Genomic DNA, 25,997 nt, shown 5'->3' with positions numbered 1-25,997 from the left:
AAAGATACATCATTTTTTGCTCTTACTAAAGAGCTATTTTTATTTTTTTACAGTCCTGAGACTTCTGTGTTATATTAACCTTTGATGTTTAGAAAGGATGCTATAGTTTATGATGAGAAAATACGAATATTGATTATGCTTTAAATGACAAATAAGACATTTGAAAAGGGCTAGTAGATTGATATAGTATACTTGTAGGTAAAAATGAAAAAAGCCTTTCATTTTTGAAAGGCTTTTTTATTTAGTGATCCCGCTGGGGCTCGAACCCAGGACCCCATCATTAAAAGTGATGTGCTCTACCTGCTGAGCTACGGAATCTCCCTGTTGCTTTATCAAAGCGAGTGCAAAGGTAGTTGAAAATATTTATTTACCAAATAATTGGAATAAAAAATTCCCTATACTCCTTCATTTCGCTATTCTTTATCATTCGACTTAACAGATAATAATCTGAAAAATAATACACTATACACAATGATGGGAAAATGTTAATATTTCAAATTTTTGAATAGAGTTCTTGCCTCACGGGCTTTATTCAAATAAATTATCAAAGTATCTCTATCAAATAAGTTCGGATTTTGTGGAATATAAATAAGCTGAAACAACGAAAGAAGCTCTTTGTCGGTAAACTGATCCAGTATTTCATTGAAATGCTCATTATCGTCCATCTCAAAATAGAGCAAAGCCAATCGCTCCTTCACCGCCAGATTATTAGGATCAAGATCTAACAGCTTTTCTGTATAATAAGCAGCCTTCTCATAATCCTCTTCCTTGATGCTAACCAGAGCTAGCCTGTCGGTCAGGTGAAAGTTTTCGTTATCCTCAGTATAGATGTTTAAGTAATATTCTCTTGCCTTGTCATAACGCTCCTGCTTAAACTCAATCTCCCCTGCTATCATATTCAGGTCAAAAAAGTCAGGATTTGAAGCGAGTGCCTTCTGCACTATCTGTGAAGCTTTATTATATTCTTTCTGTTGCAGAAAAACGTATGCTTTTCTCGAAATAGATTCGGAAGTCTCTCCATTCAGCTTTTCATATTCTTCGAGAGCCGACAAAGCTTCGTCAAACATATCAAGAGACTGATAACATTCTGCCAACAGGAAATATATAGAGATATCCCCTGAACTCGTTTGCAACAGTTCATTAAAGATCTCAATCGCCTCTTCAGCCCTTCCGGCTAATGATAAACAGTGTGCCTTTAACTTCAATACATTGTCATCCGAGTCGTTAATGGTAAGAGCAAAGTCAAAGGCATCTATCGCCTTCTCAAACTCCTCTCTGAGAGAATATAGCTTTCCCAGATTAACCCAAGCTTCATACGTATAGGGCTCAATATCCAGAATTTTATTTGTAGTCTCTATTGCTGCATCAAAATTATCCAGCATTTCGTACGAATAGGCCAGGTCAGACAATACATCTGTATTCTCGGGATTGTGCTTCAAACTTTCCTCAAAGTAAGAAACAGCCTCTTTAAAACAGTCAGCCTCAACATGAAGGAAACCCAGCTCGGCGAAGATCGTTTCAGGATCTTCATCCTCTTCTTTCTCTAGCATTTCTTCGGTCAGCTTATATGCTTCCACATAAAGCTCCAGCTGGAGGTAACATTCTATTTTAAGCAGATACAGATCAAAGTCATATTCAGATGACGACATATTTATGATCTCTAAAGCTTCCGCATATTTGCCGTCGTAGACTGCAAACTTAGCCTTCTTCACCAGCAAAGAACTATTAGCCGGATGTATAGCAAGCCCGGCATCAACAATCCTTCTTGCTACATCTGTTTTGTCTAGAGAATCATAGTATTCCGCCAGTTCGTCAAATTCGTCTGCATCAAGATAAATAGGCTTGCCCGACTCTACCGACTGCTCATATTTTGTTACGAGTATTGATATATCTTTTTTCGACATTATTATAATTAATCCATAAAAGGTTACAAAGGTAACTCTTTTTTAAATTGTTTCAGTGCAACTTGCAATATCAATCTTTAATCCACCTGGTTATAGTTAATGAATTTAAAACCAAAGCTTCTGCCATCGGGCTAATGTTCATATCTACAAAACGCACATTATATTTCAGCTCTCCATTTTCATCGGAACTAGAAGTACCAAAGTTGATCAATCGCTGCAATTTTCGAGCCGTCTTAAAGTCTTTTGCTACCACTGCGCCACCTAGAGCAAATTCGTTTGCGGGAATACTATACCCTAAAAACACAGGACCTGAATCAATATCCCCAAGGCTTACCTCACTACTCCGATATCGCTCTTTGAAAAGCCTGAAAACCATCATTTCATTGCTAAACGATTTCCTATAAGCATCGTATAACTCGACAGCAAATGCAGGATCAAATTGGTATATAAACATAATACTCCATCCTAACATTGAGCCCCAAATTCTCCGGTCAAGGGATTAACAGTAGAACATAATACCTTTGTTCGTTCATCCATATAATGCGCTTTAGCATATTGCACCCAATCTCTACACACAGAATCATATTCACTTCCCGTATTATGAGCATGAAGTGCCAATGAGGCTAAAGCAACCGTATTATCGGGTATCCATATTGCCGACGGGTAAGATTCGAGATTAAGGAAAGAAGTCTTCCGATAGCGAAGGTAAAGGGACTTGGATGTTTTATCGTTCAGACTATCAAATGTAGCATCATCAGAAAGCAATCGATAACAGCCAAGCATCAAATTTAGATGTCCTAGATATAACACCGAATAATCAGGAATAGAATCGAGCTCGGTAAAATTCTCTTTTATGTTATAAAAAGAGGTTATTTTATTATCCAGAACCTTTATTATACTTTCCTTTATTGTAGGCACTACGCGTTCTTTGTAGGTAGAATCTTTAATAGCCAAATTAGTAAAGGCATAAGTAGAATAAGAATATGAAAATAGCATAAACTCATGACTTTCTCTACCTAAAAGCATCACCTCTGAATTAGAAGCTAAAGGTTCTTTTATTACTCTTTCGAGATAATTTAATCGAAGATTCAGCTCCTTTTTATCGGGATAAGTATAGGTTTGAAATTGAATAGCGATTAGCCAAACTATAAATCCAGCCAACAGAAATAATAATATTTTATACTTTAATTTCATTCTGCGAATCATATCTACAACGCCTAAAAAACCAATCGTAACAAGAATCTGAAATACATCAGCTTCTTACTTATTACCGAAAAAGTGACACTTTTTACGATGCTTCAAACTGTCACCTAAAAACAATTGCGTTCCATACGCCTGAAATATTTTCATAACGTAAAGAACGCAATATTATATAATAGATAAAATTAATTATTTATCTTTTACCTTTGCCCAAGAATCTTTAAGAGACACAGTACGATTAAAGACCATATTGCCGGGAGTAGAATCTTTATCTACGCAGAAATAGCCTGTACGTTGAAACTGAAATTTGTCCCCTTCCACCGCACTTTTGAGATAAGACTCCATCTTGCAGCCTTTAAGTACTTTTAATGAATCAGGGTTCAAAAGCTCTCTGAAATCCCTTCCATCATCGGCAGGATTTTCAACCATAAATAAGCGGTCGTACAAACGCACCTCAGCATCGAAAGAGTCTTGAACAGAAACCCAGTGTATCGTTCCTTTCACTTTGCGTCCGCTTTCGGGCATACCGCTTTTTGTGAGTTCATCATATTCAGCATATACCTCTATTACATTTCCTGCTTCATCCTTCTTACAGCCTGTACATTTTACGATATAAGCATTTTTCAAACGCACTTCATTACCCGGCGTAAGACGGAAATATTTCTTAGGAGCATCTTCCATGAAGTCGTCACGCTCTATATACAGTTCGCGAGAAAACAGAATATCATGACTTCCCGAGTTTTCATCTTCAGGATTATTCTGAGCCACCATCACTTCTGTCTTATCCTCAGGATAGTTTGTAATCACAAGCTTAACAGGGTCGAGAATAGCTGATACACGAGTCGTTTTTTTATTGAGGTCTTCCCTTATGGCAAACTCAAACAAGCCAATATCGTTAACGCCATCATACTTCGTATAGCCTATCTTATCCATTAGTATACGAATAGACTCAGGAGTATATCCTCTCCGACGGAATCCCGTAATAGTAGGCATACGTGGGTCGTCCCAACCGCTAAGAATACCTTCTTCTACCATTGCTCGCAAATTGCGTTTACTCAGCAAAGTATATGTAAATTGCAATTTATTGAATTCATATTGATGAGGGCGATAACTGTCTGTTGCCAACTGATCTATAAACCAATCGTAAAGTGGACGATGAGGAACAAACTCAAGCGTACACAACGAGTGGGTTACCCCTTCGAAATAATCACATTGCCCATGAGCAAAATCATACATCGGGTATGCTTTCCATGTAGTTCCGGTACGATGATGCGGACGATTGATAATACGATATATGATAGGGTCTCTGAAGTGCATGTTCGAAGCAGCCATATCTATCTTAGCACGAAGTACCATACTTCCTTCTTCAAAAACTCCTTCGTTCATCTTTTGAAATAAATCGAGGCTTTCTTCAACAGGGCGGTCACGGTATGGGCTGGCAACTCCGGGTTCGGTAGGAGTTCCTTTTTGCTTCGCTATTTCTTCGGCCGATTGTTCGTCTATATAAGCTTTTCCTTCTTTTATCAATTGTACTGCAAAATCCCACAACTGAGGAAAATAATCGGATGCATAATATACATTCGCCCAGTCATATCCCAGCCAGTGTATATCGTCCATGATAGAATCTACATATTCTACCTCTTCTTTTTCAGGATTGGTATCATCAAACCGAAGGTTACATACTCCTCCATACTGCTGTGCTATACCAAAGTCTATGCAGATAGCTTTTGCGTGCCCGATATGTAAATATCCATTTGGTTCGGGCGGAAAACGAGTCTGTACACGGCTGTCATTTTTACCTTCTTTCAGGTCATTCTCAACAATAGCCTCTATAAAATTAAGACTCTTCTTAGGTTCTTCCGTATTCAACGTATTTTCAGACATATAAGTATAGGATTTTATTTATTCCCGGATTAGTTTGCTTTTGTTTCCTCTGTCAGGTACTTGTAATATGCTTGCAGAAATTCTTCATTTTTATCCGTGCCCTTGTATTCAGACATAATTTCTTGAGCTTCCATATATAGTTTTTCCGCCTTTTCTAAATCCAGCTCTTTTACATATTTCAAGGATTCTTTATTCAGTTCGGCCGCTTTTTTTGCATCACTGTCCAATGACGAACAGGAGGCGAACATCAATAAAATAAAAATAAAAGACACAAGATGTTTCATTCCATAAAAAATTAAGATACAAAGATATGTTTTTTTGGATTATGAGTTGTAAGTTGTGAGTTATAAGTTGAAGGTTATGCATTTTACACTTTCAGATAGATTCTTTTTTGAGGATTAAGAGCTTACTTGGGGGTCTGTTCAAATTTTAGTCAATGAAGAATATTAAAATCTTTAAACGAAAACAGTGCCAATATTATATCTTTGTCTTAAGTTAGTTATCCGTCAAAACATTAACGAGTATGATCTTACGGAAGATAAATGCTCTGGCAAAATCATAAACAAGAGATATGAATAGAAGAAGCTTTTTGAATGTAGGGATTGGTTTGTCTTTAGTTTCGTTGCTTCCCAACAAATTGGCAGCAAGAAACGAAGCATACAAAGCAACGAATAAAGTCATAAAACCCGCGAGATTAAACCTCGGCGATAAAATCGGGCTGGTAGCTCCGGCTTGGCTGTTAAGCGAAAGCGGGTTGCAATCATCCATAGAGAATATAAGGCAACTTGGCTTTGAGCCTATCTATTCGGAAAAGATCCTCGACCAGTATGGCTATTTTAGTGGAACGGACAAAGAAAGAGCCGAGGAATTTAACAATATGATTAAAAATCCTGGAATAAAAGGAATAATCTTTGCCGCCGGAGGATATGGTTGTGCCCGAATTCTTGATATGGTAGACTATAACCTGATTAAGAAAAATCCGAAGCTTATTATGGGATTCAGCGACGATACAGCCCTCATCAATTCGATATATAAAAAGACAGGATTGATAACATTTCATGGCCCTGTGGCTAAGCTACTTGACAATGATTATTCGAGAAAACAATTCAAAGATATTGCTGTCAATCCGACCGACAGATATACAATAGTAAGTGCACCGGAAGACCTCCTGAAAGCGGAAGAGGAGAAGATATATGAACGATATACAATAAATCACGGCAAGGCAAAAGGGGAACTAACAGGGGGCAATCTAACCCTCATCTGCTCTATGGTAGGGACTCCTTATCAGATAGATTTAAAGAACAAAATCGTGATGATTGAGGATGTTGGAGAAGAGCCTTACAGAATTGATAGGATGCTAACCCAACTGATAGCTACAGGAGAATTAACTAAAGCCGCCGGAATTGCAATCGGAGTTAATAAGGATTGCGACAAATCAGAAAAGTCAACTGCTCCCAATTCATTTACACTCAGAGAAGTAATTGAGGATCGGATTAAACCTTTAAATATTCCGGCAGTGCATGGATTATCATTTGGACACATCGATAATAACTTTACTTTCCCCATCGGAATAAAAGCAGAACTGGATGCAACGAATATGACAGTAAAACTACTCGAAAGATCTGTTATTTAAGATACTCGTTCATCTATTTTTATAAAAGTTTCGTTGAGATCAGAGGACTATATAGTTGCAAACGACATGTTTTTTGTATCTTTAACGCTCAATTAAAAAACACTGAAAATGAAAGGAAAAATTCTTGTTACGGGTGGTGCCGGATATATTGGCTCTCATACTGTAGTAGAGTTACAAAACGCAGGTTACTCTGTCGTTATTATTGATGACTTATCTAATTCGACAGCAGATTCCATTGATGGCATTGAACGCATAACAGGCATACGTCCTATTTTTGAAAAACTAGACTGCAACGATATTGAGGGTTTGAGAAAATTGTTTACTGCTCATTCGGATATAAATGGTATTATACACTTTGCAGCCAGTAAGGCCGTAGGCGAATCGGTTCAAAAGCCACTACTATACTATAGAAACAACCTGAATTCGTTGATCAATCTACTCGATCTGATGCCTGAGTTTGGTATCAAAAACATTGTATTCTCATCTTCGTGTACCGTATATGGTGAGCCCGATAAGAATCCGATAGACGAAACAGCCCCGGTGAAACCGGCGGAATCTCCTTATGGGAATACCAAACAAATAAATGAAGAAATAATAAAGGATGTAGTACGCTCGGGTACTGATATAAAAAGTACGATACTGCGCTACTTCAACCCGATAGGTGCGCATCCATCGACAGAAATAGGAGAGCTTCCAAACGGAGTACCTCAAAACCTTGTGCCTTATATCACTCAAACCGCCATTGGAGTACGCCAACAACTAAGTGTATTTGGCGACGATTACGACACTCCTGACGGTTCATGTATTCGCGACTTTATCAATGTTGTAGATCTGGCAAAAGCGCACGTGATAGCAATAGATCGTATGACAGGAAAAAAATCGCTGGAAAAAGTTGAAATATTTAATCTTGGGACAGGCATCGGAGTTTCGGTTCTGGAGCTTATCAAAGTATTTGAACAGGTGTCGGGTGTGAAATTAAACTATAAAATAGTAGGTCGCCGTGAAGGTGATATAGAAAAGATATGGGCCGATCCCAAACGTGCAAATACCGTACTGGGATGGACTGCCAAGGAAAACATAGAAGACACAATGAAGTCAGCGTGGAATTGGCAATTGAAACTAAGAGAAAAAGGTATTATGTAATGACTTTGAGATAGAACACAAAAAGCAGCCGGTTAACCGACTGCTTTTTTATTAATATCCTTTTTGGAAAAATATTTCCTCTTATGCTAAAAGATCATTATATTCTTGATGTTTTTGTATATATACTTTTGTATAAGGGCATACAGGATGAACTTTCAGCCCGTTTTCGCGAACATAGTCTAACAGATATTTAGTTAGAGCTGCTGCAATACCCCTACCTTCGAGCTCTTTAGGAACTTCGGTGTGAGTCACCACATAAACTCCGTCATTTACACGATAGTCCACAAGAGCTATTTTGCCTTCTACTTCTGTCTCAAAACGATTTTTGAGTTCATTATGCTTAATATTATATTCCATATTCCCACTTGTTTGGTTATAAAGTATAAACAATCTAACCTTCTGTTTAGTTCCCTCCAAAATTGAATACCAAAGGTATATAGGACGGAGAAGTGATAGGAACATTACCAATAAGGAATGTTGGTTTCAACTGAACAAAGACCTTCGATTCTTTATTTCCTATACCGATAAAATTTTTAGCAATATTCACAACCGCATCTTTAGAGTTGTTCTTCATCAACGTTGCCAGATCTACACCTATTGCAATAGGCAGGGTTTTGGTTTGCCCTGCTTCAACACTCAATGCTTGATTCAGAGAGCCGGTAGTAAGCTGAATATCATCAACACTTATTATGTATTGCAAGCCATTCATCATAGCAGCAGACGTATTCGGATTTTTCACATCCAGATTGAGTGTAAAATTCAAAGGGATAGACGAAGCGTTTCCACTCAAGATAGAGGTTACTTTTGGTATGGAGGTTACCGATAGCCCATTCGATAAATTAATCCCCGAAACAGTCAAACCCGAGATTGACTTATAGTTATATTCGCAGTTTATCATGTTATATGTACCCGACAAACTCTTTTGAACACTATCACAACTAATAAATATAGCCATGATGATAAGCAGTGATAAGATTTTCTTCTTCATTTTTTAGTCTGTAATTATTACATTTTCTCGAAATTACTTTATAGTCACCATCGTTGCTCCATAACCGTATTCACGGAAGGAAGCATCTTGATAATATGCCGATTTATATTTTGAGCTTAATTCTTTCAGTATAGCATTCTTTAGTATGCCATCACCCTTACCGTGTATGAATACAATCTTCTGCCCTTTGTTCCGCTTATTTTCATCCATAATCTCTTTGAATTTGTTGATTTGATATTCAAGAATATCAGAAGAAGACAACCCCAAAGTATTATCAATTAATTCATCTGCATGCAAATCAATCTCAATAATCGGACTTTTTTCTTTTTTTGCGATTGGTTGTATGCGAGGTCGTTGCGAGACTTCTTTCTCTTGCATAGCAGAAGCTATTTCTTCAGGAGAAATAATTAATTCCTTTTCTGCCAAATCGCGACGAACAATAGAATACAGCATAGCATCATCTTCGAAATAATCATTTTCTTTAAAGCTATGAAGTTTGTAAAACTTTACTGTATCAATCCGAAGTTCAACAGAATATGTGTTTTTTAAAGAATAAGGCTTCCCTTTTTTATAGGCAAAAAACTGTAAACAAACCTTCTCTATATCATTCAACTCTGTCTTCTCAAATTCTTCGAGAAAGAGCTTTGTATTCGGCTCAATAACCCCTGTAGCTCTACTAACCCATCCTGCTTCAGCCCGACCCATATAGTTGTACGACAAATAATAATTGCTGTCATTGATAAGATAGCACTCAAAGTTTGTACTACTAAGGCTCTTTATATCCACAGGCAGATAAGCAAGATTGACAGTCAACAGCTCTCCTTCTTTTGTCTCCTCGGGCTTATACTCCTCTTCTTGCTTTATCGTTGAAGTTTGCTGCACAAACGTCTGCTGAGAAGATTTGGTCGATTGTCTTACCTGCATATCGTTTGCAGGCTCTATCAAGACCGTCTCACGGATAAGAACAGGAATATCAAACCCTTCCTCATCTTCTACCAACACAATATCTTTTCCCTGAAATCCCCGTACAACACCACCACCTGTAGTATTGAGGAAACGAACTTTATCTCCGATCTTCATAAATCTTAATTATTCTTTTTTAAGCTATTATTCAGCTTTTTTATTCACGCAAAGTTCCTTATTTTTGTCGGATAAAAAAAGTAATAAGTGGAAATATCCAGCCCTCAAAAAATACACATTCAAGATTATAATTATAATCTTCCGGATGACCGTATTGCCAAATATCCCCTGACGAAACGGGATAACTCAAAACTTCTTGTATATAAGAACGAGAAAATAACCGATACTGTTTTCAGTAATATAAATAATTTTCTGCCCGAAAATTGCCTTATGGTATTCAACAATACCAAAGTAATACAAGCAAGGCTTCATTTTCAGAAAACAACCGGAGCTCAGATAGAGATATTCTGTCTCGAACCTTGTATACCGAACGATTATCAGCTCAATTTTCAACAAACTGAAAAATGCTCATGGGTATGCTTGATCGGTAACCTTAAAAAGTGGAAAGAAGGAAGCCTTACTCGGCAAATAAAGGTAAACGAGCAAATTGTAAATTTCACGGCTACTCGTGCAGGATCTCATGGAGACGCTCACGTTATAGACTTCGAGTGGGATAACCAAAGTGTGACATTTTCAGAGCTGCTTGATGCTGTAGGAGAATTACCAATTCCACCCTACTTAAACAGGGCAACGGAAGAACAAGACAAACAAACATATCAAACTGTATATTCTAAAATAGACGGATCTGTTGCCGCACCTACTGCAGGACTTCATTTTACCCCCGAGGTCATGAAATCATTGAAGGATCAGGGCATGAAACTGGCAGAGGTTACTCTTCATGTGGGAGCCGGAACTTTTCGTCCGGTAAAATCGGATGAAATAGGAGACCATGTAATGCACTCTGAATTTATATCCGTACAAAAGAGTTTCATTGAAGGACTGCTAAAGTTTGAGGGAAAGGTTATCGCTGTAGGCACAACGTCAGTTCGCACTCTCGAAAGCCTCTACTATATCGGAGTATCACTCGAAAACCAGAAGCAGTCACATTTGCACGTTTCTCAATGGATGCCCTACAATGATTCGAACAATAGGCTATCGAAAAAGGATGCTTTAAGAAATATTTTAGCATATTTAGAAAAGAATTCACTAAGCATGCTGATTGCAGATACTCAAATTATTATTGCACCCGGCTATGAGTTCAAGATAGTAGATGGCATAGTAACGAACTTTCATCAACCTCAAAGTACACTCTTGTTGTTAGTATCAGCATTTTTAGGCAACAATAATTGGAAAAATATATATGAACATGCCCTCTCCTCTGATTATCGTTTTCTAAGCTATGGGGATAGTTCTTTATTATTAAAAGATTAACATAAACGAAAGAATAAAATTTATGAAAAAGAAAAGTATATATATTATTCTGGCTATTCTGGCTATAGGTTTATTCTTTTATGGATACCGGATTTTTAGTACCGGATTCGATATAGATAAAACTGTATATTTATATATCGATGATGAGAAAGATTATAATACATTGCACCAAGTGATACAGGATAGTGCAAAAATAAAAAGCATTTCGAGCTTTGACATACTTTCTCTCTTATTAGATTACAAATCGAATATAAGAACCGGACGCTATGCTGTAACCCCGGACATGAGTGTATATGATCTCATAAAGGACTTACGTAGCGGACATCAGTCTCCGGTAAAACTTAAATTTAATAATATACGGACAAAGGAAGATCTAGCTCAACGCATTTCAGAGCAGCTAATGATAAATAAAGAGACTTTACTCAATACACTGGAAGATTCTATTAAATGCAAAGAACTCGGATTTAATCCTAAAACTGTAGTGGCCATGTTTATACCCAACACCTACGAATATTATTGGGATGTAACCATCGATAATTTTCTACAGCGAATGAAGAAAGAATATAAAAAATTTTGGGATAACGATCGCTTAGAAAAGGCAAAGAAAATAGGATTGACTCCTGTTGAGGTTTCCACGCTTGCTTCTATTGTAGAAGAAGAATGTACATATTCAGACGAATATCCTAAAGTTGCAGGTTTATATATCAATCGTTTACACATCGGGCAAGTGTTGCAAGCAGACCCTACTGTGAAGTTTGCTGTTGGCGATTTTAGTCTACGCCGTATTTTAAATGTGCATACCGAAATTGATTCTCCGTATAATACCTATAGAGTAAAGGGGTTGCCTCCCGGTCCTATTCGCATTCCATCCATCAAAGGGATAGATGCTGTGCTGAACTATACAAAACATGATTATCTGTACATGTGCGCAAAAGAGGACTTTTCAGGATATCATAATTTTGCGGCAAATTATCAGGAACATTTAAGAAACAGGTCTTTATACATCAAGGCTTTGAACGCTAGAGGAATTAAATAATGGGATGATCAGAAAGCATTCTGGTCTCCTTTAAAGACATTTGCAATGGTCAGATAAATAATTTTCAGATCAAGGAAGAATGTCCAGTTTTCGAGGTACCAAACATCTCTAACCACACGTCCTTCCATTTCCTCAACAGTTTTGGTTTCGCCTCTATATCCTGTAACTTGTGCCCATCCTGTAATACCGGGCTTCACCAAATGGCGTACCATAAATTTATCTATAATAGAGGAGTAAAGCTCCGTATGCTTAAGCATGTGTGGACGTGGCCCTACAACTGACATATCATTTCGTAGGACATTGATAAATTGAGGGAATTCATCTATACTTGTTTTCCGCATAAAAGCTCCTATTTTTGTCACGCGCGGATCTCCTGAAGTAGCTTGCAGCTTATCTGCTTCCTTATTAGGACGCATAGACCTGAATTTATAGCAGTTGAATACTCTGCCTCCCTTGCCTGTTCTTTTCTGCTTAAAAAAGACCGGCCCCTTAGATGTTGCTTTGATTATTGTGCCAAATATGACATAGACAATAGGGAATATTGTAAGAAGGACAAATAGAGAAAGAATAAGATCAAAAGACCTTTTTACCAATCTATTCGAGAAATGCTGCAAAGGCTCGTTTCTAAGACTAAGAATTGGGGTAGACTCTAAAAAAGTTAGAGCAAAACGCCGTTTTATATATTTATGAAACTCAGGAACTAAATGGAAACGAATCATATTCTTTTCAGAATAAGTGATTAGATCCACTATCGTCTCTTCCTTGTTATTAGGTAAAGTACAAAAGATTTCATCAATCTTCACCTGCTGAACATAAGCCTTCACCTCAGAGACCTTTCCTAAATAATTTGGGAGTACATCTTTCTTGTCCGGATTATCATCAAAGAAGCCCATTACTTTATATCCAAAGTCACTGAACAATAGCGATTCATGTATTTTTATCCCATTCGAACCGCCTCCGATTATAACAACCTGCCTATAATTATAGCCTTTTCTACGATAATATTTTAGGGCTATTCTGAAAATAATATGCCAAAGAATAAACGATGTAGCGAGGATAAAGAAGCCGACAATCCATGGTATAACAGGGATAGAAACCACATTGAATACAGAAAATCCGGTAGTAACCAAGAACGCATATATACCAATAAATATAGTGGACTTCTGCGCGATATTATCTAAATATATAACATTGGTTGCAATCTGGACATTAACAAAAGAAGCTACAAAGAAATAGCACAGGTTTATAAGCAAAAATGCGATCATGAACTCTTCGGAATACACAGTCGTCATATGTATTGGCTCATGGTAGATATAGAATGCTATCAAAAAAAACATGTTAATAAGAAGTAAATCGCCAATGCGAATTATCCAATCAATCATAAATCCATATCCGTCTTTTCCTTCTGTTACATTCATAGCTGTATACAAATATAAAGGTGCAAATATAACTATTTGTTACCAAAACTTAACGTAATTAGACATTATCAGAAGCCTTATATCGCTTCTTGTACATAAATATTATAAGAATAACAGTAAAAATAAGGCTAAGTATCGTAATCCATATATTTTTCTCCAAAGAGTAAACACTTAATTCTTCGTATTGAGGTGTTCCATAATATATAAATGCCAGCACAACTCCTATTACATTATTTACAGTATGTATGACGACCGGAACCCAAATTGTCCCTGACCAAACAAACATATAGCCTAGAACAGCTCCGAGTAACACACGTGGGATAAATCCATAAAACTGAAAATGCATTGCGCTAAAAATGATGGCAGCTATCCAAACGGCAAAATGTTGATTCTTTACTATTTTTTGTATAATTTGCTGCAAACACCCTCTAAAAAAGAGCTCTTCACCTAGTCCTGCAACCACTGCAATAATTAATAAGTTTAGGATAAGCCCGTTCATCGATTTATCGAGGAATAAAAGACCTGTCGTTTTTTCTGCCGCCAGCTCATTATCTTTCATCCAAGCCTGAATAGCAGACATCGATTCCGGTAATACGATCTGCTGATTATAGTATCCAATAAAATTGACAAGAGGTTGTATTACTACTATTAAACAAATTCCTAACAGTAGAAAATTAACATTATAAGATTCGTCTATTTTCAGATATTCTTTAGTATTGCTCTGTGATAAAAAAGCAAAAGCAAGCGAAGGTATAATAAAGAAAAATGCAGACTGCAGAGTCAATGCCATTCTTGTGAACTTTACAGATTGGCTCAATTCGTCTAAGTGCCCACTATGAGAGATTATTAAAGTTATAAATATTAGCCCCGAGAAAGCTAAGAAAATAAAAAAGAAAAGTTGCGCCCAACCACCCATTCCGTATAATAAGCCTTTGTTATTTTGCTCCATTTTAATTAATTATTGATCCTAAGTATACTTATTCCTGAACAGCTTTTTGAGTCGGCACAATACTCCACCAAAGTCTTATTCTCTATCACAACCTGCTTCTGCTTACTCGACGCATGTATAAAGTGAAGTTCTCCGTTTTGCCAATATGCAATACCTATATGAGAATAGTCGAGACCTTGAAGAGAAGTAGCAAATACAACAATATCACCACTCTCTATTTTTTCTTTATTTTTAGATATAGATTCAACAGGAACTATTCTATAATTATTCCTGTTATTCACCGTTCTTTCTATTTCTTTCATTTTTGAGATATTTGACTCATTATCTTTCAGATGCTTATACGATTGAGGATGTCCCGACATAAAACTCAGCAGATGATTTACAACTTTACCTCCGATATCTGTACTGATATTTCTCAATAAGTTGTTTCTTTCATTTTCATATATCCAATCACTTGTATAATGAAGACGAGAGGTATAGCCCTTAATTTCTCCGCCACGATAACGCATATTGATTAAACAAGAGCAGTAGTTTTCGAAAGAACTATCTCCTGATTTTATGACACGTGCCAGAGCAATACAATTTTCTACAAACGTTGTACAATCTAACTCCCTCAAGTTTACAATGAGAGTTTCTTTATCCGAAACTTCGAGAGTAGATGCAACATAAGGCTTACCAAGAAAGAACTTAGCAGTTTTTACCAATAACTGATTAAAGGGAAGGTCTTTCTGTGGTTTAAATTGCTCAATGTAGCGAACAAAAGTCAAAGAGTCTTCTTTCTGGTATATTACACTATTTTCTCCCTTCATTTGAAAAGGAAGTATGATTAAAAGAGACAAAGCAAAAAACCTATAGGATTTCATAATCTATCATTTAATAGTTAGGTATAAATTTTACCTATTTGCAAATATATGAAATTAAAGAGGTTCGTTTTCCCTTTTAAATGAAAAAACGGAAGTCTATTATTCTAGACTCCCGTTTTCAATATTCTTATCATTTTGGAAACTATTGATCAATTATTGCAGACGCTTTAGACGATAGAGCAATTGCTGTATAGCTTCTTGATAGTCATCTATAATTGCCTGTGTAAAAGCTTCTGCAAACAACTCTCTTTGAGATTCAGTATATTTGAAAAACTCTTCGGCATGTTTTACTATGTCTGCAGGATTAGCTGTTTCAGGAATTACAATATCTAAATCGCCCTTTACTGCATAGGATGTTTCTACAAGACGATCTGTAACGTCAAGAAGGTCTTCCAAGGCTTGGTCTAATGCAATGTGTTGTGCATAGCTACCTTTACCTGTAACGTGCCAATGATAAAGTTTTAAACTATTGTTGAAAGAAAACATCTTTCCAACAAATTTTGCAATATCAGCATTTACTGATACATTCTTTTTTTCTTTTAATGTTGAAGTACTCATGATGATAAAATTTATTTATTAATATTGTTTTTATATAGACAAATATAATAATAAAAAGAGAGAATTCCAAATATATACAATTGAATATCTAGATACTGACATAGACGCTACCTATGATAGTTCTCTCAATACAAGTAATGTATTGCATATTATAAAACGATATAATGCAACTCTTTGTTTATTCTATTAAGCCTATTATGATGCTGAATGTTTAAAAAAACATAATTCAGGAAGATATTGATATATTACCCCTAAAATGGATATGATTTTATATCAAAAGTAGGAAGAGTGTCAGTCTAAGTAAAGGCGTCTCATCTTTATAAGATCTACCTTCAATTCCTTAGTAAGGAAATTCATGATAGTCCCATGATCTCGCTTTATTTGGTTAATACCCGCTTGCAAAAACATGCGTTTAGTGGTAAAAATAGGTTCCGCTCGTGGATACTTAGCAATAAACGCATCATATTTATCACTCAGGTATATTTTGGAAGAAAGGTAATCTTGCATAATGGTTTCTTCATCAACCCCCAATGCGTATAGAACAAGAGCTGCTGCCATCCCGGCTCTATCCTTACCGGCAGAACAATGGAAAACTAATGGAGCACTCAAATTATTTTGTATGATGGCAAAGAAGATCCGATAAGCCCGGACACATGCAGGGTCGCTTACCAGCAGACGATTCATGTGCTTCATGTGGCTATCTATATTCGTTTTCAGAAGGTTCGCTTGTATCCCCTCACTACTCAGGTTACCGGGAGTAATGGCAATGGGATATGTAAACTGTACTGTTGAAGGTAAATTGTCTCGATAGCGTTTCGTCTCTGCTTGTGCCCTAAAGTCTACAACGGATACTATTGGGATACTTGACAGATAAGCGACATCGCTGTCAGTCAGGCTAGACAACTCATCTGCACGAAACAATTTACCCCATTTAGTATATCTGCCGTCTTTGGTCTTGAAGCCGCCTAAATCCCGAAAATTATAACACCCTTCCATCGGAAGATGGTGTTCAGAAAGATTTAGAATCTCGCCATTGTTATGCAATTCAAAATAGATACGAATAGACGTGCTCACATTCAAAGGAAATACCCCACTACCATTACCGCTAAGTATTGGCTCTTTGTGGTTTATATTATCAAATGAATCGCCGGCGTATAAGTACCAGTTGCCTTCAGCTTCGAGTCTGAAACTTGCGGCTTTAGTATACTTATCACGTATTATTTGCGCCTTTAATATAGCCGTATCCATTGATTACTTAAACTTTCTTTTCTTGATAATGATAGCAAATGCTAAAGAGGATTTTTATAAAACCATGACAAATATACAGAATTAGTTGAAATATTGCTAACTGCCCGATTAAAACAGAGAATATGTAAAAAAAGGTGAATGTTTACAAAAAAGACACAAAGTATTGATAAGGATTTACAACTAATGTATCTTTGTTGAAATACAACAGTGTGATAAATAGTTATTTTCATGAAGATTAAGCTAATAAGTTCGTTAATAAGCATACTCTTTTTATACAATTGCTCTCCTAACCCAACTACGGTGACAGTAATGTGTGAACAGGATCGTAAAGGAAATTATATCCTGAAGTGGGAACTGTATCCGGAAGTAGACAACACACCTGTTGAAATATTCGTTTCGGATAATGATAGCTCTTTTCCTTCAAACGCAAAACTGATAACCAACTCGAATGACTACATCGCTGTCATAAAGAATGAATCGGACACTGTAGAAAAACGAAAATACTTCCGCATAAAAGTAGCAGGCGTACTCTCTGAGGTTGTTACAAACCGATTCTTTGAAATGGATAGTATTCAAAACTTCAGAGATATTGGCGGATACATCACAAACGATAACAAACGTGTGCGATGGGGTAAGATATTCCGTTCGGGAAACTTCTTCCGCATGACTACGCACGACAGTTTAGAAATGAGCAGTCTAGGAATAAAAACCGTCATCGACCTCAGGTCGGAGGACATAATGAAGAAGAATATAGAAAGATATACAGCCTTCAAGAACATCCGCATTCCTATCGCTTATAATGGATACAACTCTATATCACAAAAAGTGATGGAAGGCCGATTTCTTCGTGGTGACGCTATCATATACACACAGGATACATACAAGGATATGATCAATAACTTTGCCAGTCAGTATGCAGAATTCTTCGACTACCTATGCGATGAAAACAATTACCCGATCGCTTTTCATTGCTACTTAGGCAAAGACCAGTCGGGGCTGGCTACATTCTTTCTTCTCAGAGCACTGGATGTACCTATGGATATAATAGAAGACGACTATATGGCTTCAGATATGGTGATCGACCGCACAAAGCTGGTAAGAAATGCAGACAGCCTTTCGGAGTCGCGACAAGAAGCTTTCACAATGCTTTCACGAACAGATTTAGCATATCTGAAATATGGTATCTCCTGCATCAGGGAGAAGCGAGGATCGGTAGAAGACTACATGCTTCATGAATTAAAGCTGACTCCCGAGAAAAGGAAAAAGCTGAAAGCAATATTACTGCACTAAATTAAATCAAACAATTGACTTATATAATAACGAGACTTGGATTTGCTGTTGCATCCAAGTCTCATTTTTGTATTTATACAGTAGTCTCTTATTTTACCTCTACTTCTATAATCGAACTTATATCATCCAGTTTTCCATCGATTGTAAATGTCACATCTCCGGTCTTTTTATCTCTACCCCAAACAAGCTTGGAGTCTACATTCAGCCATTTTGCCGACTTTATGTTAGGAATGTTTAACGTAATGGACGGAGTATCTTTTTCCAGAATGTGAATATAATAGGTCTTGCCCTTATTCGTTATTGCTCCCCATGATTGAGGAAGAGTAAACCCTTGCTTTGTACCATATATAGTATATCCATACTTATCCATCCATTCTCCCATCTGCTGAAGCCTTTCGATACATTCTGTCTGAATCTTTCCATTCGGCATTGGGCCTACATTCAACAATAGGTTTGCACCTGTACCTGCTGTACGAATAAGCAGATCCAAAAGTTCTTTTGTCGATTTATATTTATCATCAGTAATATCAAAACCCCAAGATCCATTTATTGTCTGACATGTTTCCAATGGGAGTTTCGACACCTCTTGCCCACTCAATCCTCCTTTATTTTCGCCCGGCACATCACGCTCAAATATCTGATAGCTTTCGCCCTCAAAAGGTGGTAAATGATGGTTGTTTGCGATTAAACATTCAGGCTGTAGGCGATGTATCAGTTCATATATTTCAGGGTAATGCCAATCAACATAAGTAGACTGATCTGTTCTATTTTCATGTTCTGTCTGATCCCAATGGCCATCAAACCAGATACCGGCTATTGGTCCATAGTTCGTTAACAACTCAGTCAACTGCGCTTTCATAAAATTAATATAGCTGTTCCAATCACTTTTTTCTGTACGTCCCGATCCTTTTCCTGTACGCCCTGTTTCATACTGATAGTCGGAACGCATCCAATCCAGAATCGAATAATATAATACAAGCTTCATCCCTTGCTTATGGCACTCATCAGCGAGCTGCCTAACAATATCCTTGCCATAAGGGGTATTCATTATGTTCCAATCCGATTGCTTGGTATCCCAGTTGCTGAAACTATCATGATGACGCGAGGTAAACGCAATATATTTCATACCTGCGCTTTTAGCTATCTGAACCCACTCTGCTGCATTAAATTTCTGCGGATTAAAGAAATCTTGGAGTCGTTTATATTCGTTTGTTTTTATCGGGCGGTTGTTCATCACCCATTCGCCATCACCTAGCACGCTATAAGGTCCAAAATGGACGAACATCCCGAAACGGGCATCTTCAAACCACTTAACATCGGGTTTTACGGCTTTCGATTGTGCCGACAAATTTGCCATAACGAATATTAAAGCAAAGAATAAAAAATACTTCTTCATTTTGTTTTTATTTTAGACATTAAGGTCAATTCTCAATTAAATTAATATGAGCTTTTTATATACCTGAGGTAGATACAAAAATAAACAATTAGAGTGTTACCCACTTCTACTTTTCCGATAAACCAATAGTACAAATTCGATATTATCTATTACCTATATTTCTCAATATAGCATAAAAACGATTAGAAAGCTTTTATTATAAATTATTATATGTCTCTCTATATTCGCTGGGAGTCTTTCCTATGTGATGTTTAAAAACCCGGTTGAAATAAGAGATATTATCCAAAGACAGTTCCATCGCCACATCCCTTATTGGCATATCGGTAGTAAGAAGAAGAAGTTGAGCCTTTTCTATCTTTTTCATGTTCACATATCTGAGAGGAGTGCAGTTCATTTCTTTCTTAAATACCCGAATCAAATGATCTTCGGAAATACAAGCGACATTTGCAAGCTCGGCCAATGTAATATCTTTTCCCGTATTTTCGTGTATATATCTGAGTGTATTACTAATGCGTATGTCCTTATTATCCGATTTTGTTTTAGCTAATGTAAAGAATCTGGATATAAGCTGATACAAAATTCCTTGCGTTTCGTATCTCGAGTGTATCGACATCTTGCTATTATCTGCCACATACTGATCAAATGTACGAGGGTTATCATACAGCTTGGGGTCGTAATGCCTCAAATGCCTTCCCGGATTGATTTCAAGCAATCGTTTGTTCAGCATTAGACCTAATGAGTCGGATTTGACTTCTATCGGAAAATCGTATTGATCGAATATCGATTCCTTTCTCACCGTCTCCTCATAAAAGTGAATATAATAAAGTGAAAAGAAGCTATCGCACTCATTATCGTGCATTGTAAATGGAGGGACAAGGTATAGATGATCCGGTTTTAGAGAAAACGGCTCTCCGTTGATGTATGTGATCGCTTTGCCGCCGGTTACATAATATATACGGGCAAAAGGACTATACACAGACTTCCAGTTCCAGTTTGCATTTAGCTCCGAATAACCGACATTCAGCAATATAAATTTAGGTCTTTCTGCGGTTTTAGACATAAAAGTAGTCGTTTTTGTTTCCCGATTTTATGCAAAGATATTCATTTATTAGGAGAAATTTTCAGTATAAGCGGATGTAAACTTTTAATAAGTACTAAAAAGGATCCACCATTGCCCTTTTGGGGATTACCCAAGCATTCTATAGTATACCAATTAATCAGTTGGTGAAAAAGAATCACGCTTTTGTTATATTACAAAAGGCTGTGTTACTCTTTTTACCCTGTGGTTTGAAAAAGGTGACAAAAGTGACACTTTTCAGTATGGTCGTATTATGTCACCTTCTTTTACTTCGCTCCTTTTCACTTTTCGATACAAATGGGGTGGAGGGAGGCAATAATCCCTGATAAAAACATATTCCGATTCTTCTTTCTCTTGAGTTACTGTTTCGCCCTCATCTTCAATCTGTACATCCTGCAAATTATCTGAATCAGAGACCCGTTCGGTCGGTTCAGAAACAATTTCTTCCCTTTCTATTTTCTTTTCGAACGGTGCATTATTCATCAGTTTCTCCCGCAGCTCATTCAAACTATCTTTCGTTTTGGGGTCTTGTACGATTATCGTTAAGGGTTGACTGTGCTCTTTGTCCTCTTCTTCCTTTGTTTCGTTGTGTGACAATACCAGCCTGATAGCATGGGTATCGGGTGCATATTCTTTTTGTCTGACTACACGGGTTTTCAGTACTAGTTTGTCGGGATTGTCTTTGTCAGGAACATAGGTTGTTCGTATCTCGGTGAGAGTATAACCTTCCAGCTTTTTCTTTAACGATCGGCGGGCAGTAATTGCCAACGCCTCATCCCTGCTTTCCATTGCTGCTTCTATTGCTTTTCTAAACTCGGGTTTCTTGTCTCTCCACTCATAGAATGATTTGCGGGTTATTTTCAGGTGTTTGCAAATCTCAGTGATCGAATAGGTGTCTTCTTCTATCAGCGAGACGATCTTTTCTGCCAGTCTTTCGGTATACTTTGCCATATCTGTTATAATTAGTTGTTTATAATAGATAATTATTTAGAAAAGTGATGAATAAGCAGGAGAGAGGTAGGGGCAGTGGCTTGTCCCTATCCGTTAATATTCGGGCGACCACAAGGAATCGCCCCTACTGTAGCCAAAACAATTTGTGGATAGTAGGGTTATAGCATCATTTCACTCACTGATTTGCATTATTATGAATATAAATACTATCTTTAACATTCGAAAAAACACCCTTAAATTATCAGAAAACAGAAATTTATTAAAAATTAAAGCGAATGCGAATTATTTATTTTTGTTTTTTCCTGAGTATGTTAATATGCCCCAGACTCTACTCTCAGGAAATAAACCCAAACATCTTATACAAGATTGTTAGCCCTTCAGGTTTTGTAGTAGATAACAGAGACGTGAACGACAACGCTGCATCTCTTTATTTATCGAAAAATGAAAAGAGCAGCCAAGGGCAAGTATGGAAAATAGAAAAGCTGAAAAACGGCTCTTACATGATCTCCAACCCCTTTATCAACAAAAGTATTGACAACAACAATACGACAACAGGTAATGGAAATCCTGTAATTCAGTGGGACAGTAACAAGTCGAACGTAAATCAGCAATGGCTATTGAATGTAACAGGTACAGGAGCTTTTGCTATCATTCATAAAGCGAGCGAAATGGCTTTGGCTTTCACCGGAGAGGATGCTGTCGGCACACAGTTGTCGCAACTTCCAAACTCTTCGCAAACATGGAGGCTGGTTCCTACAAATATTAAACCGCCTAAAGAGGAAAAGTCAAAACCAAGTAAAAACGAATGGGAGAATGAAACAATCTTTGCAGTAAACAAAGAACCCGGACATGTAACCTATATCCCTTTCCCTTCTGTAGAAAGCCTTAAAAAAGATAAAAGCTTCGATAAACCGTGGGAAGAACCATCATCCTCCTTATATTTATCGCTGAATGGTGATTGGAAATTCCATTGGGTAAAGAAGCCATCGGAACGCCCTAAAGATTTCTACAAGACAAACTATGATGTTTCGTCGTGGAAAGAAATACCTGTGCCTTCCAACTGGGAAATGCACGGATACGGAACACCCATCTATACGAATATAACTTATCCATTCAAGAATAATCCTCCATTTATACAACCGCAAAAAGGATACACCAACGAGATAGAAGTAAATCCCGTAGGATCGTATCGCCGTGATTTCTCTATTCCTGCAGATTGGGATGGCAAAGAAATCATCTTACACTTCGATGGTGTATACAGTGGAATATATGTATGGATCAACGGTAAAAAAGTAGGCTATAGCCAAGGGGCAAACAATGTTGCCGAATTTAACATTACAAATTACGTTAAGACAGGCACAAACACCATTGCAGCTGAAGTCTATCGCTGGACAGATGGAAGCTATATAGAAGATCAGGATATGTTCCGCCTCAGCGGAATTCACCGTCCGGTGTACTTATATGCAACACCTAAAGTACATGTACGTGATTATTTCTTACAGTCAGATTTCAAAGGAGATGACTACAGTTCTGCGCTTTTCAAGGTGAAAGCTTCGATAAAAAATTATGATAAAAAAGCATCTCAAGCTACGACACTCGATGTATCGCTTTTAGATACCAAAGGCAAGGAGGTTGCAAATATCACACAACCTGTTGGAGCATTGAAGGCGAACCAAGAACAGGAATATGACATACAAGCTAGTGTTTCAAATCCATCATTGTGGTCTGCCGAAAAGCCGAACCTTTATACTGCAATCATTACCCTGAAAGACAATAATGGGAATGTATTGGAAGCAATGTCCTCGAAGTTTGGGTTCAGAAAAATAGAAATGAAGAATAAACGTGTTTATATCAACAATGAACAGGTTTTCTTTAAAGGAACAAACAGACATGACATTCACCCTAAATTCGGAAAAGCTGTGCCTGTAGAGTCTATGATACAGGACATCGTAATGATGAAGCAACATAATCTGAATACAATACGTACAAGCCACTACCCTAACGACCCAAGGATGTATGCTTTGTACGACTATTACGGACTGTATGTAATGGATGAGGCCGACCTCGAAAATCATGGCAATCATTCGATAAGCGGTATGCCTAGTTGGATTCCGGCATACAAAGACCGAATAGAAAGAGTGATACAACGAGACAAGAACCATCCTTCCGTCATCTTCTGGTCTTTGGGTAATGAAGGAGGAAATGGCGACAACTTCGATGAGATGTATAAAGTAGCTAAGCTGCTCGATCCGTCACGCCCCGTTCACTATGAAGGCAAGAATGAAGCAGCCGATATAGATTCACACATGTATCCCGATTTGGCACGTATGGCAGCCTTTGACCAAAGAGATACCGACAAACCATATTTCTTGTGCGAATATGTTCACTCGATGGGGAATGCACCGGGCAATATCGCCGAATATTGGGATTATATAGAAAACAAATCGCAACGGATGATAGGCGGATGCGTTTGGGACTGGGTAGACCAGGGTCTGAACATGTACGGAAAACCTGACAATCAATATTACCTAGGGGGTGATTTTGGAGACAAACCAAATGACTTTGACTTTGTATGCAACGGGTTAACAACTCCCGACCGTAGGGTTACAGCAAAGCTGCTGGAGATAAAGAAAATATATCAATACATCAAATTCCGTGAACTGTCGTTGAATACAGGCAAAATTGAGATTGAAAATAAGTATGACTTTACCAATCTGAATGAGTTTAATATAAAATGGGAGGTTCTTAAAGATGGAGTTAAATCCGAAACCGGAACAATGCCTTCGATAGCCTTAGCACCGAATCAAAAAACAATAATCACTGTGCCATATAATAAAAATATGGATGCAGGAAGCGAGTATCTGTTGAATATATATTTCACGCTAAAGAACGATACGAATTGGGAAAAAGCAGGCTATGAAATGGCATCAGCACAGTTTGCCCTGAACGGCAGACAGCCAATCTCTTTGGTTGACACATCATCTATGAGTGACGTGCAAGTGAGTACACAAGGTGATAACCTTGTAATAGGCGGCCGTAATTTCAATACTGCATTCAACTCACAAACAGGTATAATGACTTCTCTTCAGTATGGCGGAAAGGAAATGATACACAACCAAAGCGGGTTTAACCTGAATTGGTATCGTAGTGTGAATAACGACAAATACACCGATCAGAACTATTATACGACAGAGAATGACAAACCGATGTTCAGCTATCAACTGTCGCCGGACAAAAAATCTGTAACTATTCTGACTGCCACTACAGCTACAATAAAAAGCCCGAAAGAAGTGCGAATTCCATATACTGTAAAGTATACGATCTACGGAGATGGAACAATTGATGTAGATGCGAATTTCACGTCTCCTTCTGCAGGATCATTTGTTCACCGCTTGGGCTTACAAGTCGTATTGCCACAGGGAATGGAAAATGTTCGTTATTATGGACGTGGCCCTCACGAAAACTATTGGGACAGAAAGCTTTCTGCATACATAGGGCAATATCAGACCACCGCAAAAGGAATGGAGCAAGAGCACTATGTGAGAGCACAAAGCATGGGCAATAGGGAAGATGTGAGATGGGTTACCATCACAGACCAAAATAAGAAAGGGATTAAAATCCAATCGAAAGACAGATTAGGATTTAGCGCTCTGCATTTCACCGATCAGGCGTTGTGGGAAGCTGTGCATGATTTCAAATTGAATGAGATCCGTAAACCCGAAGTGTATTTAAGTCTGGATTGTATTCAACAAGGTCTAGGTAACGCAAGTTGCGGACCTCTGCCACTGCCGCAATACATGATTCCGGCTAATCAGAACCTAGGTTATTCGTTCAGAATACAAGGAGTAGAATAAGCAAACATTAAGAGAATAGCAAAGGCTTGTAATGACAATTCATTACAAGCCTTTTTGTTTGGGGGTATGATGCATTGTGAATACTCTATAAAATATTTGTAAATCTGCATTTTAAATCTTATATTTACTCTTAACCTAAATTAAAAACGATTCTAAAGAAAGGATTGCGTATGAATATACTTCTCGTTTGATCATTAAGAAAATACAATTTCT

General features: G+C 37.5%; 22 protein-coding genes and 1 tRNA gene. 6 read left to right on the top strand and 17 right to left on the bottom strand.

Going from position 1 to position 25,997, the window contains the following annotated elements:
* Window positions 1-245: 245 nt before the first annotated feature.
* The 6 genes from HMPREF9456_RS01780 to HMPREF9456_RS01755 all read right to left on the bottom strand — a co-directional run bounded on the left by HMPREF9456_RS01780 (window position 246) and on the right by HMPREF9456_RS01755 (window position 5,272).
* Window positions 246-318, bottom strand: a tRNA-Lys gene (locus tag HMPREF9456_RS01780).
* 167 nt (window positions 319-485) lie between these two features.
* Window positions 486-1,904 (bottom strand): tetratricopeptide repeat protein, encoded by a 1,419-nt coding sequence (locus tag HMPREF9456_RS01775; protein ID WP_006841734.1) that lies wholly within the window; start codon window positions 1,902-1,904, stop codon window positions 486-488.
* A 70-nt stretch (window positions 1,905-1,974) separates the two neighbouring features.
* On the bottom strand, window positions 1,975-2,358 hold the full coding sequence (locus HMPREF9456_RS01770) for a hypothetical protein (RefSeq protein WP_245530976.1): 384 nt from the start codon (window positions 2,356-2,358) through the stop codon (window positions 1,975-1,977).
* 11 nt (window positions 2,359-2,369) lie between these two features.
* The gene (locus HMPREF9456_RS01765) at window positions 2,370-3,098 is read right to left on the bottom strand and encodes a hypothetical protein (RefSeq protein ID WP_018074686.1); all 729 of its coding nucleotides are present in this window, start codon (window positions 3,096-3,098) and stop codon (window positions 2,370-2,372) included.
* A gap of 195 nt (window positions 3,099-3,293) precedes the next feature.
* Complete coding sequence (locus HMPREF9456_RS01760) at window positions 3,294-4,988, bottom strand: glutamine--tRNA ligase/YqeY domain fusion protein (protein ID WP_006841731.1); 1,695 nt, start codon at window positions 4,986-4,988, stop codon at window positions 3,294-3,296.
* 29 nt (window positions 4,989-5,017) lie between these two features.
* Complete coding sequence (locus HMPREF9456_RS01755) at window positions 5,018-5,272, bottom strand: outer membrane protein assembly factor BamD (RefSeq protein WP_006841730.1); 255 nt, start codon at window positions 5,270-5,272, stop codon at window positions 5,018-5,020.
* Window positions 5,273-5,559: 287 nt separating this feature from the next.
* Between HMPREF9456_RS01755 and HMPREF9456_RS01750 the strand changes: the two genes are divergently transcribed.
* Together HMPREF9456_RS01750 and galE are read left to right on the top strand one after the other, a co-directional pair.
* Entirely contained in the window at window positions 5,560-6,621 is a 1,062-nt protein-coding gene (locus HMPREF9456_RS01750; protein ID WP_006841729.1) for a S66 peptidase family protein, read from the top strand.
* A 108-nt stretch (window positions 6,622-6,729) separates the two neighbouring features.
* Window positions 6,730-7,764 carry a UDP-glucose 4-epimerase GalE gene (galE, locus tag HMPREF9456_RS01745; RefSeq protein WP_006841728.1) on the top strand — a complete coding sequence of 345 codons (1,035 nt, stop codon included), beginning with the start codon at window positions 6,730-6,732 and terminating at the stop codon, window positions 7,762-7,764.
* Between the two features lie 81 nt (window positions 7,765-7,845).
* Here galE and HMPREF9456_RS01740 read toward each other — a convergent pair whose 3' ends face one another.
* Genes HMPREF9456_RS01740 through HMPREF9456_RS01730 form a run of 3 tightly spaced genes read right to left on the bottom strand, consistent with a single transcriptional unit; the run spans window position 7,846 to window position 9,832 of the window.
* Window positions 7,846-8,121 (bottom strand): GNAT family N-acetyltransferase, encoded by a 276-nt coding sequence (locus tag HMPREF9456_RS01740; protein ID WP_006841727.1) that lies wholly within the window; start codon window positions 8,119-8,121, stop codon window positions 7,846-7,848.
* Window positions 8,122-8,167: 46 nt separating this feature from the next.
* A complete protein-coding gene (locus HMPREF9456_RS01735) occupies window positions 8,168-8,752 on the bottom strand; it encodes an LEA type 2 family protein (RefSeq protein WP_006841726.1) in 585 nt (194 codons plus the stop codon).
* A 33-nt stretch (window positions 8,753-8,785) separates the two neighbouring features.
* Window positions 8,786-9,832 (bottom strand): DUF2027 domain-containing protein, encoded by a 1,047-nt coding sequence (locus HMPREF9456_RS01730; RefSeq protein ID WP_006841725.1) that lies wholly within the window; start codon window positions 9,830-9,832, stop codon window positions 8,786-8,788.
* An 87-nt stretch (window positions 9,833-9,919) separates the two neighbouring features.
* Between HMPREF9456_RS01730 and HMPREF9456_RS01725 the strand changes: the two genes are divergently transcribed.
* Window positions 9,920-11,143 carry an S-adenosylmethionine:tRNA ribosyltransferase-isomerase gene (locus tag HMPREF9456_RS01725; protein ID WP_006841724.1) on the top strand — a complete coding sequence of 408 codons (1,224 nt, stop codon included), beginning with the start codon at window positions 9,920-9,922 and terminating at the stop codon, window positions 11,141-11,143.
* A 22-nt stretch (window positions 11,144-11,165) separates the two neighbouring features.
* Entirely contained in the window at window positions 11,166-12,179 is a 1,014-nt protein-coding gene (mltG, locus tag HMPREF9456_RS01720; protein ID WP_006841723.1) for an endolytic transglycosylase MltG, read from the top strand.
* Between the two features lie 8 nt (window positions 12,180-12,187).
* On the opposite strand, the gene HMPREF9456_RS01715 is transcribed toward mltG, so the two are convergent.
* The 5 genes from HMPREF9456_RS01715 to HMPREF9456_RS01695 form a co-directional block, all read right to left on the bottom strand.
* Complete coding sequence (locus HMPREF9456_RS01715) at window positions 12,188-13,597, bottom strand: undecaprenyl-phosphate glucose phosphotransferase (protein WP_006841722.1); 1,410 nt, start codon at window positions 13,595-13,597, stop codon at window positions 12,188-12,190.
* Between the two features lie 58 nt (window positions 13,598-13,655).
* Entirely contained in the window at window positions 13,656-14,546 is an 891-nt protein-coding gene (locus tag HMPREF9456_RS01710; protein ID WP_006841721.1) for a CPBP family intramembrane glutamic endopeptidase, read from the bottom strand.
* 5 nt (window positions 14,547-14,551) lie between these two features.
* Window positions 14,552-15,409: an N-acetylmuramoyl-L-alanine amidase-like domain-containing protein gene (locus tag HMPREF9456_RS01705; RefSeq protein ID WP_006841720.1), complete on the bottom strand. Its 858-nt coding sequence runs from the start codon at window positions 15,407-15,409 to the stop codon at window positions 14,552-14,554.
* Between the two features lie 153 nt (window positions 15,410-15,562).
* On the bottom strand, window positions 15,563-15,967 hold the full coding sequence (locus tag HMPREF9456_RS01700) for a DUF5856 family protein (protein ID WP_006841719.1): 405 nt from the start codon (window positions 15,965-15,967) through the stop codon (window positions 15,563-15,565).
* A 291-nt stretch (window positions 15,968-16,258) separates the two neighbouring features.
* Window positions 16,259-17,215: a tyrosine-protein phosphatase gene (locus HMPREF9456_RS01695; RefSeq protein WP_006841718.1), complete on the bottom strand. Its 957-nt coding sequence runs from the start codon at window positions 17,213-17,215 to the stop codon at window positions 16,259-16,261.
* A gap of 228 nt (window positions 17,216-17,443) precedes the next feature.
* Between HMPREF9456_RS01695 and HMPREF9456_RS01690 the strand changes: the two genes are divergently transcribed.
* Window positions 17,444-18,505 (top strand): tyrosine-protein phosphatase, encoded by a 1,062-nt coding sequence (locus HMPREF9456_RS01690; RefSeq protein ID WP_006841717.1) that lies wholly within the window; start codon window positions 17,444-17,446, stop codon window positions 18,503-18,505.
* An 88-nt stretch (window positions 18,506-18,593) separates the two neighbouring features.
* On the opposite strand, the gene HMPREF9456_RS01685 is transcribed toward HMPREF9456_RS01690, so the two are convergent.
* From HMPREF9456_RS01685 to HMPREF9456_RS01675, 3 genes are all read right to left on the bottom strand, one after another.
* Window positions 18,594-19,901, bottom strand: a complete 1,308-nt coding sequence (locus tag HMPREF9456_RS01685) for an alpha-L-fucosidase (RefSeq protein WP_006841716.1) — start codon at window positions 19,899-19,901, stop codon at window positions 18,594-18,596.
* Between the two features lie 196 nt (window positions 19,902-20,097).
* Window positions 20,098-20,961 (bottom strand): AraC family transcriptional regulator, encoded by an 864-nt coding sequence (locus tag HMPREF9456_RS01680; RefSeq protein WP_006841715.1) that lies wholly within the window; start codon window positions 20,959-20,961, stop codon window positions 20,098-20,100.
* Between the two features lie 255 nt (window positions 20,962-21,216).
* Window positions 21,217-21,930, bottom strand: coding sequence for a terminase small subunit-like protein (locus tag HMPREF9456_RS01675; RefSeq protein ID WP_006841714.1), 714 nt, complete (start codon window positions 21,928-21,930; stop codon window positions 21,217-21,219).
* Between the two features lie 275 nt (window positions 21,931-22,205).
* Between HMPREF9456_RS01675 and HMPREF9456_RS01670 the strand changes: the two genes are divergently transcribed.
* On the top strand, window positions 22,206-25,784 hold the full coding sequence (locus tag HMPREF9456_RS01670; RefSeq protein ID WP_006841713.1) for a glycoside hydrolase family 2 TIM barrel-domain containing protein: 3,579 nt from the start codon (window positions 22,206-22,208) through the stop codon (window positions 25,782-25,784).
* Window positions 25,785-25,997: the final 213 nt, after the last annotated feature.

It is taken from the genome of Dysgonomonas mossii DSM 22836, assembly GCF_000213575.1.
Classification (GTDB): domain Bacteria; phylum Bacteroidota; class Bacteroidia; order Bacteroidales; family Dysgonomonadaceae; genus Dysgonomonas; species Dysgonomonas mossii.
This window is presented reverse-complemented; position numbering and strand designations above follow the sequence as displayed.